We start from the raw sequence: 17,250 nt of genomic DNA, 5'->3' as shown, positions 1-17,250 counted from the left end.
GCACACATGAAAAAAAATCTAATCATTATTACTTTTGCGCCTCTATTTCTTATGGCGTGCAGTAATCAGCAAGCATCTCAACTGGGAATGCGCAGCAGCAGTGTCAATGTATATGCCCAGCAAATGAGTAACACTCAACTATGTGAAACTCTCTACTACAACCGTGCAACCAACCAAACCAAAGTGGCGATTGGTGCTGAGTTCAATCGACGTGGATTAAACAAAAAGTGGTGTGATAAAGAATTCGATAAGTTGTACATTAAAAAGTGGATTGATAACGTGCTGCCTAAAGAAAAAGCCGAACCTAAGAAACCAATAGCAACTATTCAACCCGCTTCAACTAAATAACTCCCCTCTTGAAGCAGACGGTACACTCGTATTTTCTGCTTTTCACTTTTCATGCATGCTCGATGCGACATATAAAAACCTCATGGTTTCAGTAAATTAACAAAGACTTATGTTGTCCATCGAACTTTTAATGTAAACAAGTTGTAAATGGTTTTCGTCCTTATTCTTTGTCGTTAGCTTTGTTTGTTCCTGTTAGCGGAATATGAAACAGGAACTAAAAAATTCCAAACAAAGACATGAGGTCAAAAATGGAAATACGCATTAATCGCCTATTTGCTGCTATGTTGGCAGTAGGCATTGCACCTGCCGTCTCGGCGTTTGATCCACTCTATTCTGAACAATGGCACTTAGACAACACGGGGCAAACTGCGTTTGCGGCTAATCCTGCTGTTGCTGGGAACGACTTAAACACTAAGCTCACTCAGGCAATGGGGATTGCAGGTGTTGGTGTGAAAGTTGCCGTTATTGATTCTGGAGTGCAGATCGATCACCCCGACCTTGCAGGTAATATAGTTACAGGTAGCAGAAACTTCGTCGAAGACTCTTCATTCCCATCAAGTTATCCGGTTGATACTAATGGTCATGGCACTGCTGTAGCCGGTTTGATTAGCGCCGTCGGCAACAACGGTGAAGGCGGACGCGGTGTCGCTTCTCACTCTTCCCTCATCGGTTTTAACTGGTTAGCCAACCAGACATTAGAAGGCTGGTTAATCTCCCATGGCATGGACCCAGCAACACGCGATGTTCGCGTATTTAACCAAAGTTACGGTTTCAGCCCTATAAACCCGATTACTTTTGATGAAAGCGACCCTCAGCTAAAACTTGAAATGGACGTGATGAAAAACGTCAGCAACAGTAACGCCTGGGGTCGAGGTGCTGTATTTGTAAAGTCAGCAGGTAATGGTTACCGCTATTTCAATGCAGGGCGATTCTTCGTATTGCCAAGTAACTTCTTTGCTGGTGGAGACAATCAAGGCTTACCGATGCACAACTCTGCTCAGTCTTATGATAACGCCAATTACTTCAATTTAGTCACTAGTGCACTACGAGCGGATGGTACGCGAGCGAGTTACTCATCGGTGGGTTCGAACGTGTGGGTTGCAGCACCAGCAGGTGAATATGGGCAAGATTTCCCGGCTATGGTCACCACTGATTTAATGGGTTGTGAAGAAGGGCAAAATACCAGTGAAGGCCTTGGCATTAATGGGTTACACGGCGGAACGGAGCTCGATCCGAACTGTAACTATACCAGTACGATGAACGGAACCTCATCGGCTGCGCCAAACACATCGGGTGCCATCGCGGCAATCATGTCAACCAACCACGCACTTTCTGCTCGTGATGTACGTGCTTTACTAGCGGAGACAGCAAAAGTAACGGATAAAGCGCATCCAGGCGTACAGCTTGAATTTACTAACCATAAAGGTGAACAGGTTAGCTACGAGGCAATTGCCCCTTGGCAGAAAAACGCAGCAGGCGTAGATTTCCATACTTTTTATGGCTTCGGCGCTGTAGATTTAGATGAAACGATGCAACGTGCTCGCATGACGAATCGTGTTTTACCAGCTCAAGTCATTACGCCATGGGTTAACAACGCTACAGAAGTAAGTGTACCCGATGCAAGTCTAGTTGGTGGTTCTTCAAGTATCGCCATTGCCGATGAGCTGACAGTAGAATCCGTTCAAGTGACATTGACATTGGACCACGCTCGTCTGCCCGACTTAGCTATTGAGCTCATTTCGCCATCAGGGACTCGTTCCGTTTTGCAAACACCGCGCAATGGTCTTGTTGGCCAATCTCTTGATCCAACGATTACAGGCTACAAAGATCAATTAATGTTGTCTAACCAATTTTATGGCGAAGATGCAAAAGGCGAATGGACGTTGCGAGCAATAGATACGAACAGCGATGAAGTCTATTCTTACATTGCATATTTCAACTCTTCCACCATCTATGACGTTCCGATGGCAAACAACGCTCAGCCCGGTGTTATTAAGAACTGGTCGATGCGCATATTTGGACACTAAGGAGTCAATAACATGAAATACAAATCATTTTCTATGCTGGCTCTCGTTATCATGACGTCGAGTGTATACGCTGAGCAACAGCTCTCTCAACAACCTGCACCAGAACTGTTTGTGCCATCAGAAGCGGTTGAGATTAATGGCCAAGATTATCGAAAAGTGCAAACTGGCACTGTTAGAACCCTATCTGAAGACGTAAAACTTCAAGCGGGTGATGAGGTGTTTAAGAATGCGTTTAGTAACGTATCCAAAGCCACTGGACTGGTTTATATCACCGTAAACAATCCTAACGAAGCGAAAGCAGTCGCCAAAGAGTTAAAATTAGAAGTTATCTTCGCAGAGGGGGAATCAGCGGTGTTAAAAGCATCTCAAGATCAAGATCTGCTAAGTATTAGCGACTACCTAAACGCAGACACCCGGGTAAAAGCGTCTAAAATTGAACTAAACAGCGGTAAATACCGTGCACAATAATTCTCTAACAAGAGAAGTTGGCCTGTAAAACCATGCCTCAGCGATTGCTGAGGCATTTTTATGGGTAGGAACAGATACGCTATTATTCTTTAGTAACATTTCGCATAACTAGTATGATACCTAAACACCCTACTCGCCTGCGCCTGTCATTTCTTAAACAAAATAATTTCCGTTCTTAGCTCTTCTTCCGTGGTTTCCTTCGGGCTATTCAGATAGCGTTCGATTCCTAAAGGACTGGTTTTGACTTTCATACCACTCTGACGAACCAAGTTCATCGCTAACGCCCATGCATTTCCCAAAAACTGATATTCACCTCGGTGTTCAACGACAAATGTTTCACTCTCAGGAATGGTACCGGTAACCGCCCCTTGAGGCGCTGGTACTGAGTTATGAAGAGGAAAGCAAGTGATAAACTCGAATGTACCTTTCTGCATATCCATCGACTCGTAATAACAAAACAATTCACCATTCACGGATAGGGTTTCGTCACTAATTAACTGTTCTAGTTGCTGAACATGCTTCTCAATTACCGAACCTAATTCCTGCAAGCTAGCCACACCCTTGATCCCAATGTAATGAATTTGAGGCAACGTTCGGTTACCAATTTCGGCTAAGTCTGAATGCACTCTTCCGGTTTCAAGCTTACTTTTAAGCATGCGTAACCCACGTTGATAATCCATCTCTATCATCGACTTAAACATACTTTTCAGAAAGAACAGATACCAAGGGACGCGAGATTGCATTTGCCATTCGACTAAACAGCCATTTTGTGACGGCGTCACGATTAGAGTCACCTTTCCATGGCTCTTGATTGGGCGAAAGAAATGTAGCTCCATATCTAATCGATGCTCTTGAGTACTTTCCAGTACAATCGCGCCAGTCCCAATACGCTGACCATTCCATTGATAACCAGCTCCAACGTGGCCCTGATTATCACTGAATGTCAGCTCGCAGCTTGGTTCAAGAATGACCCATGGTGACCAGCTAGGCCAGTTATTGAAGTTCTTGAGATAGCCAATAATTTCACTTTGATTCTTATTAATTTCAATACTTCGGCTGACCTGATAAGAGAGCATAACGGTTCCTCGAGTTTCCGCTTCACTAACTTCAGTCTAATCCAAATTCCAGTTTTTTCTTGTTTGACTGCGGGTTAGATGCGTACGACAAGAAAAATCCAGAGCGTTAATTCTCACTTGAATCAATACGCGCAAAGCTAAGAGCAGAACTCCACTTTTGCACTAAATCGAACACCATCATCTTCCAGTACTAACGCCCACCCCATCCGTTCACATATTCGTTGTACGATAACAAGCCCACAACCATAACCAGCGTTGTACGTCTCGTTGCCATCGTGACGGTTTAGGATCTTAAGCGCATGACCTTTCAACTCAATTTCAATATCTCCCACACTATAGCTAAAGGCGTTTTTAATCAGATTGTTGATAACAATGGTCACAAAACTCTCCGGTGCATTCACGACACCACTATGTTGTTCGTGCAAAGCGTAGTTCGAATCTTGCTTGGCAAATAAAGGCGCTAGCTCTTCCAACTGTTTTTGTAAACAAGTGAGAAGCTGATGCTCTCCGTAATGCTGAGGCTCTATTTTCTCTTTACCAAGTAAGAGAAACGCTTCTGTCAGTACACGCATCTCGTCACAAGCTGACTGCATCCTCGTGATGGCTTTTTGCGCAACTCGAGGTTGATCAGGAATACGCGTCAGAATGTCTGTTGAGCCTTTAATCACCATGATTGGCGTTCTCAACTCATGCGATGCAAAACGGCTAAATTCTTGTTCTCGTTTGAAGTAGCCCGCGATATCGTTCTTATTATCCAGCAAAGTCTGCTCTATCTGGCGTGTTTCGCTGAACTTAGTTTCAACTTGGAAAGCGGGTTGATCCGGTGACATTTGGCTAATTTTGTCTTCAATTTGCGCTAATGGCCGAGACAATATTCGCACCATGTAAATGCCATACCCAACCATGACAAATGAAAACAAACCACCGAGCAGCAGCGTAAACTGATGCAGCGAGCTTTCGTATTCGTCCAAGTAATCATCTGAGTCATCTTGAAATACAATGTACATAAGCCCCTTCCCTGAGGGATGGTTCAATACAACAAAGTGTTTATCTTCTTCACCAAGCAGGTATTCGTAAAAACCAGGTGAAGTAAAAGAGAGCAACCAATCCGGTGTCGGAGCTTCACTCCAATATGAGTTGAACTCCAATACGTTTGGCAATGGCGCATCCCAGCCCTGTTTCTCGAAATTCTCACTATAAAGCGCAGCTTCAGTATCGAGCCAGTGATGTAAACTCAGCACTTCCAGTTTGTTTTCTGCCACATAAATCAGCGACCAAAAAAGAGTAAACATCACAAACGTCATGACCCCAAAACCCCAACGGATCTTGCGATAAATGCTTGGATATTCGTTATGCTTTAAGTCGGTAACCTTGTCCATGAATAGTCTCTAATCGTGATTCTTCAAAACCTTTGTCTAGCGCGGTTCTTAAACCGTAAATATGGCTACGAAGTGCATCACTTCCGGGTGGTTCGTCTCCCCACACACTATCGATCACTTCTGTGCGCGAGACCGCTGCTGGAGCACGTTGGAGGAGCAATTTTAAAATTTTAGTTTGAATTCGACTCAGCTTAATTTCTTTGTCTTTTCTCGTTACTTTTCCTGTACGCGCATCTAAACAAATATCTGCAAATTTGAGCGCTCCGATATCTTGTCTTGGACCACGATTAGCCAAAGCATGAACACGCAAACTGAGCTCTTCCATCGCAAATGGCTTCATTAAATAATCATCTCCCCCCGCTTTAAAAGCCGCGATTTTGTCATCTAGCGTATCTTTTGCCGTTAGGAAGAGAATTGGCGTTCCACATAACTTATCTTGTCGAAGCTTCTGTACCGTACTGATGCCATCGAGCTTCGGCATCATGATATCCATGATGATTACATCGTAATGATTTTCCTCGATTAACTTAATCGCAGCCTCTCCATGAAACGCACAATCGATAATCATGCCTTCTAGCTCAAGATAGTCTGCAATCGTCTCCGAGACGTTATGGTTGTCATCTACAATTAAAATTTTCATAAAATCACATTTCTTCACGATCTCTTCACGATATGCCCAATAAGATACAGGCAATTTCCTAAACTCGCTCGTAAATTGAGGTTAATACAATGAAAAAACTCGCTCTTATTTCTGTAGTAGGTTTGGCATTGTCTGGTTGTGGTGGTTCAGGTGGTGGCAGCAATAGCGATAGCACATCAACTCAACCAGCAGTGAAACCAAGTGTAGCGATTGGCTCTGTTGAAGCGGTCAACGCTGAAGAAAGCACGTTAACCGTCAATGGACATACGTATCGTGTGTCTGAGGTGGTTTATGACGACACACAAGTGCAATTGGCCGATGTAAAACCAAAAATGGTGGTTCGCGTGGGGTCAGATATTCAGCAAGCTTCGGACAATGGCGTCCGAGTCACACTTGAACCAACCATTACAGGACGTGTCACAGCGATTGATCATGTGAAGAAAACATTTACGGTAAACGGCGTAGAGCTGCAGTTTGACGATTTAAGTGATGATATAGAAGTCAACGACTGGGTAATGGTGTCATCATTGCCAACTGCTGATGCGGGTTATCGAGTGTTGTCTGTGGTCGAACTCGACGTAGATAACGATTACCCAGTACTTGATAACGACTACGAACTGGAAGGCCGTATTACCAGTATCGATGAAAATGCTGGAACATTTAAGTTAGGTGGAAAAGTAACGGTGGCATATAACAACATTAGCCAACTTAGCATCGGCCAATGGGTGGAAGTAGAAGGTGAAATGCAAAACGGCATCTTCATGGCAAATGAGGTAGAAGTTGAAGGCTACGACGTCATAAGCAATGACAGCGATGTGGAAGGTATCGTGACTTGGGTTGCCAAGGATTATAGTGAGTTCTCTCTAAACTACCGAGGAGCATTCTTCATCGATAACGCAACACGATTTGAAGACGGCAGCAAAGCGAACCTAAAACAAGGCCAAGAAGTGGAAGTAACGTCTGTCATGAAAAATGGCAAACGCATCGCTACCGTTATTGAGTTTGAGCAACCAGACTTTGACGATAACAACCAATGGCAAGGTAAAGAATTTGAATGTGAAGGATACGTATCAAACTACGATGCTGAAGCAAGAACATTTGAAATCGAGCGTTGCGAAAACGACGCAGATCAATTGCTAAACAACACGACCGTTGTGATTGATGCACAAACACGCTTCCAAGGCATCGAAGAACTTAACCTAAATGGTGCTCGTGTCGAAGTCGAAGGTGTGATCATTAACGACCAAAATATTGCCCGTGAAGTGGAGTTAGACGTTTACGACAACTAATCCCTTCTACGCTTAAGAAAAAGTGTCACTTCGATGGCACTTTTTCTTTTTACCTTACTTTGCTTCCCAAGCTCAAACCAACAAATTCTCAGCCAAAACCTTTTCTCTCCGTTACACTTTACCTATGTTTCACAACATTGGTGACAACTATGAAAAAACGCAACCTCATTTTGTTAATCTTGTTTTTTGGTTCAGCCACGAGCTTAGCTAGCGTGATGGATCCTGACTGCGATGCAGAAAAGGCAGCTAAAGCCGCTGCGACAAAAGCCGTGGTTGGTGTTGGGGGGCGCTGTACGCCTAAAGAGGCACTGAAAGATACCGCAGTTGATGCAGGAAAAGACAAATTGCCAGATGAAGGGATGGCGGGTAAAGCTGTTGATGCAATGACACAGGAAAAAGAGAAGAAAACGGTGAAAGACGTAACCAAAAAGCTCAATAAAGATTGATACGCTTTCTTGTAGTTAACTTTAATAGCGAAACTCCCCCCTCCCAAAAAAAAGAGCGCCGATTGACGCTCTTTCCGAACTTTAATAGATAACCAATTATGCGGTCTCTGCTTCACCTATCCAATGATAATGGTGGTTGGCTTTTTTCCCCACTAAACCGAGCTCTGCCAATTCTTCAAATACCTTGTCTACCTCTTCCGCAGACAGCCTAAACTGTTTAGCAACGGCTTTTTTGGTGCACGTAATTTGATGCGTTTTAAGTGCATCGCTAACTTGCTCTAACAAGGTTTTCGGTTCCTTTGGTTCTTCTGGCTCCGGCGCAGCTGGTATTTCTTGCTCTTCTTCCTCTTTTATATGAGGAAGATAACCCGCAGGCGCTGGGTCTATATCGCGAACTGTTTTCAATATCATGCCCTCATTTCTGCGATAGAAATATCGGAACCGTTGCTCTTCACCAATCAAGCCAACAAAAAATGCAGCAAAGAAGTCCAAAAGAATCGAAAGAAATACAACCAAGCCAAGCTGAGCTTGCTGAGAGGTGGTACCAAATGCGTTGGCTAGGCTATCAATCAAACCAATCACTGAGCCTTGCGTAACCGGCGGTAAACTATCACGCTCCATAGCCAAGCGTTGCTGCTCTTCACGTAAGGCTTTGTTTTGATCCTGAATGCGAGTTACACCAGTCGCGATACGCTCCATCTCGATGTATTTCTGCGCTGCCATATTGTTGAGCTCAATCTGCTTATCGATTGCCGCAATCTGACGATTAAACGCTTCCACTTTCGCCTGCTCTACCGAAATATGACTTTGTGCACTATTGGTTGCACTATTAATCCCACCAATACTACCGCCAATGGAAATCGCAGCTAAGACTAAATAAAACACGAGAGCGGTTGCGGCTCCTGTGTAGTTGCGATGGGCTCGGCGCTCACCGTATTCATACCAAGCGTAAAATTTACCCGCTTCAAAAATGATCGCTAAACCACCAAATAAGGTTTGCATCATCGGGTTTTCGTCGATCGACAAAAACAGCAATAGAGAAAAAATAGTCGATGCTAAAATCGCAGCACCGGTGAATGCATATACACTCACCATGGCAAATCGACCTTTAGGGTATCGATATCCAATCTGTTGTTCGTATTTCATTTGAGAAATTTCTTAAGATTAATCGCCCCTCCGACTAAGTAGGACGGACGTTTCTGGCATGTACAAAGGAGCGCAGAATACCGTATCCTTTATTAAATTACTGTCATAATTCCGTTAATGGAAAACAAGTGAAGATTCGGTGTGCATTTTGAATCGATATCAGCCAAATCTAGCACGTAAAAACACCACCACGACACCCACTAACCGAAGCTTCAGTGGCATATAAGAGAGATTAATTCGGTATCTTCAAAAGCGACTAGGCAAGACTGACAAGTTGAATTGGAGGTTGTGAATGTCAGCCGAATCAAAACATTAAAGCGTTAAAAATAGGCAATAAAACAAATAATGCACACTTGCATCACCTTTTAGTAAACTGATAATTACATTGTTTGGTTAATTTGTTAGTATCCCGCGCCGAAGAAGATAAGCACTCAATTGTATGGAAAACACTCTAATACAGCACAAACACCATCGCTTGCACGCTATTGCGGTTATTATCGCGGTGTTGTTTCAGTTGTATTTAGCGTCCACAGCCGCTCTTAACCCTACACAAGTTCACAGCACAACTTGGCTCAACAAAGTCCAAAGTGAAAAGGTTTTACTGTGTACCGCAGATGGTTTCAAATGGGTGGATATCAATACGTTGATTGAGGCTAACGCTCAATCTTCTTCTAAGCTCATCCAAGATCTTAACTTACACGACGGCTTCCAGTTTGAATGCCCGCTTCTTCAAGCTGTTCAATTCTTTCTTTTAGTTGCGATTGGGCTTTACCTGACAACCATCCATTGGCTGCGCCGAGTAAAGTATGCACTGACGACTTATCACTTTTCAAAATGCGATAAGCTCGTTTACAAACACATCGCGCCTAAGCACTCTCCGCCGAGTGTTTTTCCTGCCTAACAGGCATCTAATCATTGACAACTTTATTCAAAAATAACGATGACTCTGTTTGTTGTCCATTCAGAGAAGCTATTAATTCAAAAGGAAAAACACATGCTTAAATCATTAAAAACCGCCGCTATCGCGCTTATTGCTGTCATCGCTAGCCCACTGAGTTTAGCGCACGATTATGAAGCAGGAAAAATTCATATCGACCATCCATGGAGCCGCGAAGCGCCACCAAACGCACCTGTTATCGGTGGTTTTTTTCAATTAACCAACCACGGTGACAGTGAAGATGCATTGATCGCAGCAGAAAGCCCAATCGCAGGGCATGTCGAAATTCACACGCATAAGAAAGAAGATGGTGTGATGAAAATGATTAAGATTGACGAAGTGCGCGTTCCAGCCAATGACTCAGTGTTGTTTAAGCCAGGCAGCTTCCATTTAATGATTTTTAACCCAACACAAACTCTTAAAGAAGGCGACCGCTTCCCTATGACGTTAACATTCAAAAACGCGGGTAAAGTGGAAGTAGAAATGGCGGTTGAAAAACAAGGTCACATGGAAAAACACATGCACCATTAATGACGTAAACAAAAGTGCCCGCTGATTTAGCGGGCATTTTTATCTCAGCTTAGTCAAAATCATTATTCCGGTAGATCCTAACTCGACTCTTCAGAATAATGGTGATGAATAACGCTCGGCGAAACGGGGTCACATATCATAACAGCGTGCTCGGGCAAGAGATTCTAAATCACGCTCGTCCCTCACTATTCAGAATGACCTTGAAAGACTTAAGATCCTAAAAAGGTTCCCTACCCGCTTAAAACTCAACCTCTCGACAAAGTTCTCCAACCATCACTTGGCAAGCCTAAATGAAATCATAAGTTTGGCAACAAAGACCCACTGTTAATCGGCTTTCTTTCTACTTGAAACAAACCTCAGCCCAACGAGCTAAGCCGGCAGTTACTGAGCCAAAATAGTTTCCACTGACAACCGGAATACTTGGCAGTACGGTTTGCACCGCATCGCGCAAGATTGGCGAGCGTGCCGAACCTCCAGTCATAAAGATAGCATCGGGTTTAACTCCAGCTTGCTCTACCGCTTCTGTCACCAACGCCGTCATTTTATTCTTTGGCGACTGGATCGCTTCGATCATTTCGTCACGTTGTACATCAACTTCAATCGTTTCTGATAGTAAGTTGATGCCAGTTCGGTAAGAAGCTTGTTCTGAAAGTGCCACTTTTGCCTCTTCGGCACGGCGAACAATGTTGTAGCCTAAAGACTCATGATACACCTCTAGCAAACGAGCAAGTTTTTCTGGCTCTTGAGCCTGCTTTTGAAGCAACTTTAACGCTGATAGGTTCTCTCGCGAATAGAAGTCACTCTGCGCTTCTACATTATTGATTGCTATCGGGTTCCAGAATTGGGTAGTCGGCATCACAATGCCTGACTCCATTTTACTTCCCATGCCAAAAGGGAACATGAGCTGCTTAAATGCTAGCGCGATATCAAGATCATTCCCGCCGACACGCTGGCCACTGTGAGCTAACAAGCTTGCGGTCCTATCTGCTTTGCCGCGCCAAGACGGTCCCATTTGGATCAACGAACAGTCCGTTGTACCACCGCCAATATCGACTACTAGAATGATTTTATCTTCGCTGAGTGTCGCTTCATACTCTAGGCCCGCCGCGACAGGCTCAAACTGAAACTCCACATTTTGGAAGCCCGCACGTTTCGCTGCCCGCAACAAAATGCGTTCAGCCTGAATGTTAGCCGTTTCACCGCCACGCCCATGAAAGTTAATTGGTCTGCCGATCACAGCATCGGTAATACTTTGCTGCGCATCGTTTTCGGCTTGAGACTTAATATTGTCCATCATCGCGCAGACAAGGTCTTCGAAGAAAGCCAATTGCACATCACGCAAGCCAGATGCACCAAGAAAAGACTTCGGCGATTTCACATAATAGATATCGCGAGGATCTTCCAAATAGAGATTAAGTGCAGCCTGACCAAACGCGATGTCGTCGGATTCTAAGTCAATACTTTCTTCTCGGTTTAAATTGATTGCCCGGCGTAAAACCTGCTCACCAACTTGATCTAATGGTTTAATATCTCGATGGCGAAATAAATGCTCGGATACCGATTCACGAGTCGGTGCAGCAAGGGTGGAAGGAATAAAAGGGCTGTTTCCTTCCAGATTAAGCAGTACTGGATCACCCGATTCCATTTTAGCCACTGAACAGTTTGCAGTACCATAGTCAAAGCCGATAAACATTGTTTCTCCCACTGTCCCACTGATTAGTGGCCTTTTGAGCGTTAAAAAGCTGGCAATGCTAACTTAATGGCATAAGAATTACTATCCCAAAATCAAGTGTAATTTAACGTGGAAAATCTATCTAAGGTACACTACTTTCTCTTTTTGCAGATGGCACAACAACCGCTACCAGTAAAGCTAACAGCAGGAACACAGGGCTAAGCATTAATCCATGCCAGATTGAATACCCATCATGGAACAGCCAGAATATACCAAGCGTCAGTAGGTACGAAAAGTAGCTGCAAAACACCAAGCTAATCGCGACAAAGCGCTTTTGATTAATAATAAGAATCCGCACTAGATACTGGCTAAGAATACCAGAGCAGCGCATGGCAAGTTGCCAATTAATGATAAAGAAAGCAAGCGCAATAAACCCAGCTACGACCAGTGCATCATGCGTACTTAAAATGAAGTAGCTACCAAATCGGCTTATGATGACCGGATAATCGCCTTCGTATATCGTTGACCAAGATATTGCGTTCGCTGCTGCTACGTAATTGGCAAAATAAGCAATAGCGTAGAAAGTCGTTTGAGAACTGAACGGCTGAAATACATCCCTACAAAATCCTCGCCATTCTTCTTTGTTGGCGGTAGGCCCAACCCAGTCACGTTTTTTTTGAGCGGTACGCCCGGCAAACGCAGGCCCGTTGCGAAACAACAGCCAAAATATATAGAGTGCAAGTATAACCAAGAGTATTGAAAACATACCCTTCCCCCTCATAAATTATCGGCGCCACTGCCAATGGCGTTGGGGTCGTAAACTGCACTTCCCTGCTATACCTATTTGATTTATCAAAGACTTATTATTTTATTACCACCAAAATTCATTTAATGGCATGCTAAACAGCAACATTTTCACGCTTTGTGCGTGAAGTTCGAAAGCCTACTTTTAGGTTTAGCACAAAAATAACTACAGCAAAGCGTAAGAGAGGGATTCCGCACCCATCAATGAAGATGAGGCGTTAAGCAGAAGCTGTGAACGCAATGAGAAGAGAAGGATTCAAAGCGGCCATGCATGGGCAAGAGGAGCAACTATTTCTCTAATTTTTCTTCAAATACACCAATCTCTCTGCCCAACCAAATCGCGCGTTCTGTGTGATCGAGCAACTCTTCTTCGCTTACTGGGTGAATGAGCACAGAAAAATCGCCTCGAATCGTATCAAGCCACGCCAAGAACTCTTCACTCAATGATTCTAGGTGAATTTCAAACATCGGCATTTTGTGTGGGCCAACTAACCTTCCAACTAATGGAAACACACGCAGCACATCTTGACGCTCTTGACGGATGATCTCGTTCAAGGCTTGCGCTTTATCTTGTTCTCTTAGGGGAAAATAAACATGAGCGTGGTACATAACTTCTCCATAATCACTTCCGCTTGAGCACCACCTACTTTGGATAAGCTCAAGGACTGCCGAGGGTATACATTTGTAATGCCGTCACCCTACCTTGATTCCACTCAGTTGGGAAGAAGTTATGCATTCTCATAAGGTCGAGGCTTCGAGCACAACAAAAATTTGCAATTCATCATATAGCAACTGTTTGAGTTGATTCATTAATAATGACTCACTTTGTCAAATTTTACAGCCAAATTTTGTTGCAAATATGTTTCATTAACCAGTAATTAAATTCGAGTTTAAAAATACCACCAACAAAATAGCAGCATATTACTCTACAAAATCAGGGTGTAAGCAAAACTTTACTACTGAGCGAAAGTCAAAATGAAGCATAATTTAACAATTTGTTTACACTTATTGTATCTGGCTATACCACGATTTAGTTAGAGGGTTAGATACAGAAAAGCCTTTCTCTGTATCTTGCGGTGAAATGGTCGCAGCGATGTTATCGACAAATAGTTTAAGGGACGAACAGATGCCTACCGCTATCGAAAGCACACGCAACCTTAGGTATGGCCTTTGCGCTGATATCAGAGTTTGAGTACCCATACAAACTCTGGTTTTGTATGAACAGCTGCAGTCCAAAAGACCCGCAGCGTCAAAAGGAGCTTGAGATGAACGTTCAGGCATTACCCATGCATCGGTTTATCGACCATCGTGGGGACCTAGTCGGCCAACTACCCAACTGGGCTGACACTGAAACATTGGTCGGGTTTTACCGAGACATGGTATTAACTCGCACTTACGACAACAAAGCAGTTGCCTTGCAACGCACCGGTAAGCTAGGGACCTATCCCTCACACTTAGGCGCGGAAGCCATAGGCATTGCGGTCGGCAGAGCACTTAAAGCCGATGATGTGTTTGTCCCTTACTACCGCGATATGCCTGCGATGTGGTGTCGTGGCATTGGCATGGAAAAGAACCTTCAATACTGGGGTGGCGATGAGCGCGGGAGTGATTTTGCTCCTGAGGGCAGTCCGGTTCCTAGCCGAGACCTTCCCTACTGTGTACCCATAGCGACGCAATGTACGCATGCTGTCGGGGTGGCTTCCGCGCTAAAAATTCAAGGTAACCATGAAGCTGCGCTAGTCATGTGCGGCGATGGTGGTACATCCAAAGGGGACTTTCTTGAGTCAATAAACTGCGCAGGTACTTGGAATATTCCACTTGTTTTCGTCGTAAACAATAACCAGTGGGCAATTTCAGTGCCGCGTAGTCTCCAATGTGCCGCCGATTTCTTATCAGAAAAAGCGCAAGGTGCAGGTATACCGGGTATTACTGTCGATGGTAACGATGTCGTCGCCGTTTATGATGCAACTAAAACCGCACTTGAGAGAGCAAGAAAAGGGAAAGGCGCAACACTCATCGAAGCGGTGAGTTACCGACTGAGTGACCACACTACGGCCGATGATGCGACTCGTTATCGTAAAGAAGATGATGTTCAAACCGCATGGCAATACGAACCTATCGCACGTCTTAAAACGTACCTCCTTAATCAAGGCGCTTGGAGCGACGAACAAGAACAGCAATGGCTAGATTACTGTAAAGAGCAAGTAGAGTTAGCTGTTGAACGCTATCTGAGCTTACCGCCACAAGCACCAGAAACCGGTTTCGATTATTTGTATGAATCGCTACCTCAAGAGCTTCATGCACAAAGAGATGAACTCATCAACAAGGCAATGAGAATGCAGGGAGGCAGACATGGCTGAGCTAACGTTGGTTGAAGCAGTAAACCTTGCCCTGCACCACGAAATGCAACAAGACCCCAATGTTGTCGTATTAGGTGAAGACGTGGGCGATAATGGTGGTGTATTTCGTGCCACTGTTGGACTCAAGCAAGAGTTCGGTCTTAAACGAGTCATCGATACGCCACTCGCTGAAGCCTTAATCGGCGGGGTTGCGGTCGGTATGGCAACGCAAGGATTACGACCTGTCGCCGAATTTCAGTTTCAAGGTTTCGTTTTTCCTGCGATGGAGCACTTAATGTGCCACGCGGCTCGAATGCGTAACAGAACTCGCGGTCGGCTCACTTGTCCCGCGGTTTTTCGTGCGCCATTTGGCGGCGGTATCCACGCTCCGGAACACCACTCAGAAAGCGTGGAAGCGCTATTTGCTCACACTGCTGGATTTAAAGTGGTGATTCCTTCTTCTCCACAACGCGCATACGGCTTACTTCTCGCTGCAATTAGAAGCAATGATCCCGTCATGTTCTTCGAACCGAAGCGCATATATCGCACCGTTAAATCTGAAGTCGTTGATAACGGCGAAGCACTCCCACTCGACACCTGCTTCACCTTGCGTAAGGGGCGAGATATCACGCTCGTTACTTGGGGCGCATGCGTCGTAGAGTCACTTCAGGCCGCGCAAACCTTGTCTAGTCAGGGGATTGAAGTCGAGGTGATTGATTTGGCGAGTATTAAGCCAATTGATACCGCGACGATTTTCAGCTCACTAGAAAAAACTGGACGTTTACTCGTTGTTCATGAAGCGAGTAAAACTTGTGGTGTGGGCTCTGAGCTATTAGCTCGAACCGCTGAACATGCCATGTGCTTACTTAAAGCCCCACCTAAACGAGTAACTGGAATGGACACCATTATGCCTTATTACCGTAACGAAGATTATTTCATGGTTCAGGAAGAAGACATTGTGACCGCGGCACGCGAACTCGTGGAGGATTGGAAATGAAGACGTTTAATTTACCCGATCTCGGTGAAGGTCTCGCTGAGTCAGAAATTGTCAAATGGCACGTTAATGTCGGAGACATGGTTAAATTAGATCAAGTGATCTTAACCGTAGAGACAGCAAAAGCGACGGTAGACGTCCCAGCCCCCTATTCGGGCCGTGTGGTCAGCCGTCATGGTGAGGAAGGTGAAATCGTCAATATTGGTGCATTACTGCTAGAGATTGATGAAACAGGTGCCGGGAGAGAAGTAACGGCAGAGAAAAAAGCCACTGCTGACGCCGCAACCGTCGTCGGCAGCGTTTCTCACCAAGCGCATCATGTAAACGTTGATGATTTCTGGATAGGTGGCAACCACAACACGACAGAAAGTAACCTCGTTACCGCCCTGCCTTCGGCTCGCTTGTTGGCACAAAAACTTGGGGTAGATCTTAGCCTCGTGTCAGGTAGTGGCCCGAACGGACTTATCGTTGATGCCGATATTTACGACGAAGCCGGAAAACAGCGTCCAGGCACCGAAGTTTTGAAAGGTGCTCGACGTACCATGGTATCGTCTATGACCGAATCGCACGAACATGTTGCCGCCGTAACCATTACGGAAGAAGCGTTGTTGGAAGATTGGCTGCCAAACGAAGATATCAGTATCCGCCTTGTTCAAGCGATTGTTCATGCGTGTCAAGAAGAGCCTGCTTTAAACGCTTGGTTTGATGCCGAAACCATGACACGCTGTGTACACACAACGGTCAATGTAGGAATTGCAGTAGATAGCCGTCATGGATTGTACGTACCAGTCTTGCGCCACGCAGATGAATACGAGCCACAAGATGTTCGTCGTTGGCTCGATCAAACCGTTGAAGGGATCAGAGAGAGAAAAATCGGTCGTGAGCAATTGCAGCACGCGACGATTACGCTTTCCAACTTCGGCGCGATTGCCGGTATTTACGCAACACCTGTCGTCACACCGCCACAAGTCGCTATTGTCGGCGCGGGCCGAATACTCGACCGAGTAGTGATAAGAAACGGTCAAGCAATTTCGGTGAAAGCAATGCCGCTATCCGTAACGTTTGATCATCGCGCTTGTACTGGTGGTGAAGCTGCAAGGTTTACGAAAGTACTTGCAGAGCACCTGCAACGTCCGAGCGAAAAGTAACTTATA

18 protein-coding genes are annotated in these 17,250 nt (G+C 44.9%); 10 read left to right on the top strand and 8 right to left on the bottom strand.

The features are described 5' to 3' along the window. Positions 1-6 precede the first annotated feature (6 nt). The 3 genes from R7E51_RS14575 (at position 7) to R7E51_RS14565 (ending at position 2,843) form a co-directional block, all read left to right on the top strand. A complete protein-coding gene (locus R7E51_RS14575) occupies positions 7-348 on the top strand; it encodes a hypothetical protein (RefSeq protein ID WP_025767691.1) in 342 nt (113 codons plus the stop codon). A 248-nt stretch (positions 349-596) separates the two neighbouring features. After that, positions 597-2,375, top strand: a complete 1,779-nt coding sequence (locus R7E51_RS14570; protein WP_206957563.1) for a S8 family peptidase — start codon at positions 597-599, stop codon at positions 2,373-2,375. 12 nt (positions 2,376-2,387) lie between these two features. After that, on the top strand, positions 2,388-2,843 hold the full coding sequence (locus R7E51_RS14565; protein WP_033906991.1) for a hypothetical protein: 456 nt from the start codon (positions 2,388-2,390) through the stop codon (positions 2,841-2,843). A 146-nt stretch (positions 2,844-2,989) separates the two neighbouring features. Here R7E51_RS14565 and R7E51_RS14560 read toward each other — a convergent pair whose 3' ends face one another. The 3 genes from R7E51_RS14560 to R7E51_RS14550 all read right to left on the bottom strand — a co-directional run bounded on the left by R7E51_RS14560 (position 2,990) and on the right by R7E51_RS14550 (position 5,938). Beyond that, complete coding sequence (locus R7E51_RS14560; RefSeq protein ID WP_151515497.1) at positions 2,990-3,919, bottom strand: SRPBCC family protein; 930 nt, start codon at positions 3,917-3,919, stop codon at positions 2,990-2,992. Between the two features lie 137 nt (positions 3,920-4,056). Further along, positions 4,057-5,298, bottom strand: coding sequence for a sensor histidine kinase (locus R7E51_RS14555; RefSeq protein ID WP_206957564.1), 1,242 nt, complete (start codon positions 5,296-5,298; stop codon positions 4,057-4,059). After that, positions 5,270-5,938 (bottom strand): response regulator transcription factor, encoded by a 669-nt coding sequence (locus R7E51_RS14550; protein ID WP_053303698.1) that lies wholly within the window; start codon positions 5,936-5,938, stop codon positions 5,270-5,272. The genes R7E51_RS14555 and R7E51_RS14550 overlap by 29 nt, the downstream gene beginning before the upstream one ends. An 89-nt stretch (positions 5,939-6,027) precedes the next feature. Between R7E51_RS14550 and R7E51_RS14545 the strand changes: the two genes are divergently transcribed. After that, positions 6,028-7,227, top strand: coding sequence for a DUF5666 domain-containing protein (locus R7E51_RS14545; RefSeq protein WP_206957565.1), 1,200 nt, complete (start codon positions 6,028-6,030; stop codon positions 7,225-7,227). Positions 7,228-7,376: 149 nt separating this feature from the next. Then, positions 7,377-7,673 (top strand): hypothetical protein, encoded by a 297-nt coding sequence (locus tag R7E51_RS14540; RefSeq protein ID WP_206957566.1) that lies wholly within the window; start codon positions 7,377-7,379, stop codon positions 7,671-7,673. A gap of 96 nt (positions 7,674-7,769) precedes the next feature. Here R7E51_RS14540 and R7E51_RS14535 read toward each other — a convergent pair whose 3' ends face one another. Continuing rightward, positions 7,770-8,819, bottom strand: a complete 1,050-nt coding sequence (locus R7E51_RS14535; protein ID WP_017821230.1) for a hypothetical protein — start codon at positions 8,817-8,819, stop codon at positions 7,770-7,772. A gap of 439 nt (positions 8,820-9,258) precedes the next feature. On the opposite strand from R7E51_RS14535, the gene R7E51_RS14530 reads away from it, so the two are divergent. Together R7E51_RS14530 and R7E51_RS14525 are read left to right on the top strand one after the other, a co-directional pair. Then, the gene (locus tag R7E51_RS14530; protein WP_005388493.1) at positions 9,259-9,720 is read left to right on the top strand and encodes a hypothetical protein; all 462 of its coding nucleotides are present in this window, start codon (positions 9,259-9,261) and stop codon (positions 9,718-9,720) included. Positions 9,721-9,813: 93 nt separating this feature from the next. Then, entirely contained in the window at positions 9,814-10,287 is a 474-nt protein-coding gene (locus R7E51_RS14525) for a copper chaperone PCu(A)C (RefSeq protein WP_005375841.1), read from the top strand. A 340-nt stretch (positions 10,288-10,627) separates the two neighbouring features. Here the strand turns inward: R7E51_RS14525 and yegD are convergent, their stop codons facing one another. The 4 genes from yegD to R7E51_RS14505 all read right to left on the bottom strand — a co-directional run bounded on the left by yegD (position 10,628) and on the right by R7E51_RS14505 (position 13,963). Continuing rightward, positions 10,628-11,980 carry a molecular chaperone gene (gene yegD / locus R7E51_RS14520; RefSeq protein WP_005375838.1) on the bottom strand — a complete coding sequence of 451 codons (1,353 nt, stop codon included), beginning with the start codon at positions 11,978-11,980 and terminating at the stop codon, positions 10,628-10,630. Positions 11,981-12,101: 121 nt separating this feature from the next. After that, positions 12,102-12,725, bottom strand: a complete 624-nt coding sequence (locus R7E51_RS14515; RefSeq protein WP_086047331.1) for a hypothetical protein — start codon at positions 12,723-12,725, stop codon at positions 12,102-12,104. Between the two features lie 326 nt (positions 12,726-13,051). After that, positions 13,052-13,372 carry a DOPA 4,5-dioxygenase family protein gene (locus R7E51_RS14510; protein ID WP_005375836.1) on the bottom strand — a complete coding sequence of 107 codons (321 nt, stop codon included), beginning with the start codon at positions 13,370-13,372 and terminating at the stop codon, positions 13,052-13,054. Between the two features lie 396 nt (positions 13,373-13,768). Next, positions 13,769-13,963, bottom strand: coding sequence for a hypothetical protein (locus tag R7E51_RS14505; protein ID WP_127891143.1), 195 nt, complete (start codon positions 13,961-13,963; stop codon positions 13,769-13,771). 65 nt (positions 13,964-14,028) lie between these two features. Here R7E51_RS14505 and pdhA point away from each other — a divergent pair, with 65 nt between their 5' ends. From pdhA to R7E51_RS14490, 3 genes are read left to right on the top strand one after another with little or no spacing between them, the layout of a single operon-like run. After that, complete coding sequence (gene pdhA, locus R7E51_RS14500; RefSeq protein WP_025998586.1) at positions 14,029-15,123, top strand: pyruvate dehydrogenase (acetyl-transferring) E1 component subunit alpha; 1,095 nt, start codon at positions 14,029-14,031, stop codon at positions 15,121-15,123. Continuing rightward, complete coding sequence (locus R7E51_RS14495; protein WP_017634235.1) at positions 15,116-16,099, top strand: alpha-ketoacid dehydrogenase subunit beta; 984 nt, start codon at positions 15,116-15,118, stop codon at positions 16,097-16,099. Before pdhA ends, R7E51_RS14495 begins: the two co-directional genes overlap by 8 nt. Further along, complete coding sequence (locus R7E51_RS14490) at positions 16,096-17,244, top strand: dihydrolipoamide acetyltransferase family protein (RefSeq protein WP_206957568.1); 1,149 nt, start codon at positions 16,096-16,098, stop codon at positions 17,242-17,244. Before R7E51_RS14495 ends, R7E51_RS14490 begins: the two co-directional genes overlap by 4 nt. Positions 17,245-17,250 lie beyond the last annotated feature (6 nt).

Origin of the sequence: Vibrio sp. Vb1166, from assembly GCF_033338695.1 — a bacterium.
GTDB lineage: Bacteria > Pseudomonadota > Gammaproteobacteria > Enterobacterales > Vibrionaceae > Vibrio > Vibrio alginolyticus.
Note: the sequence above shows the minus strand (reverse complement) of the source record. Positions and strands in the feature narration are given on the sequence as shown.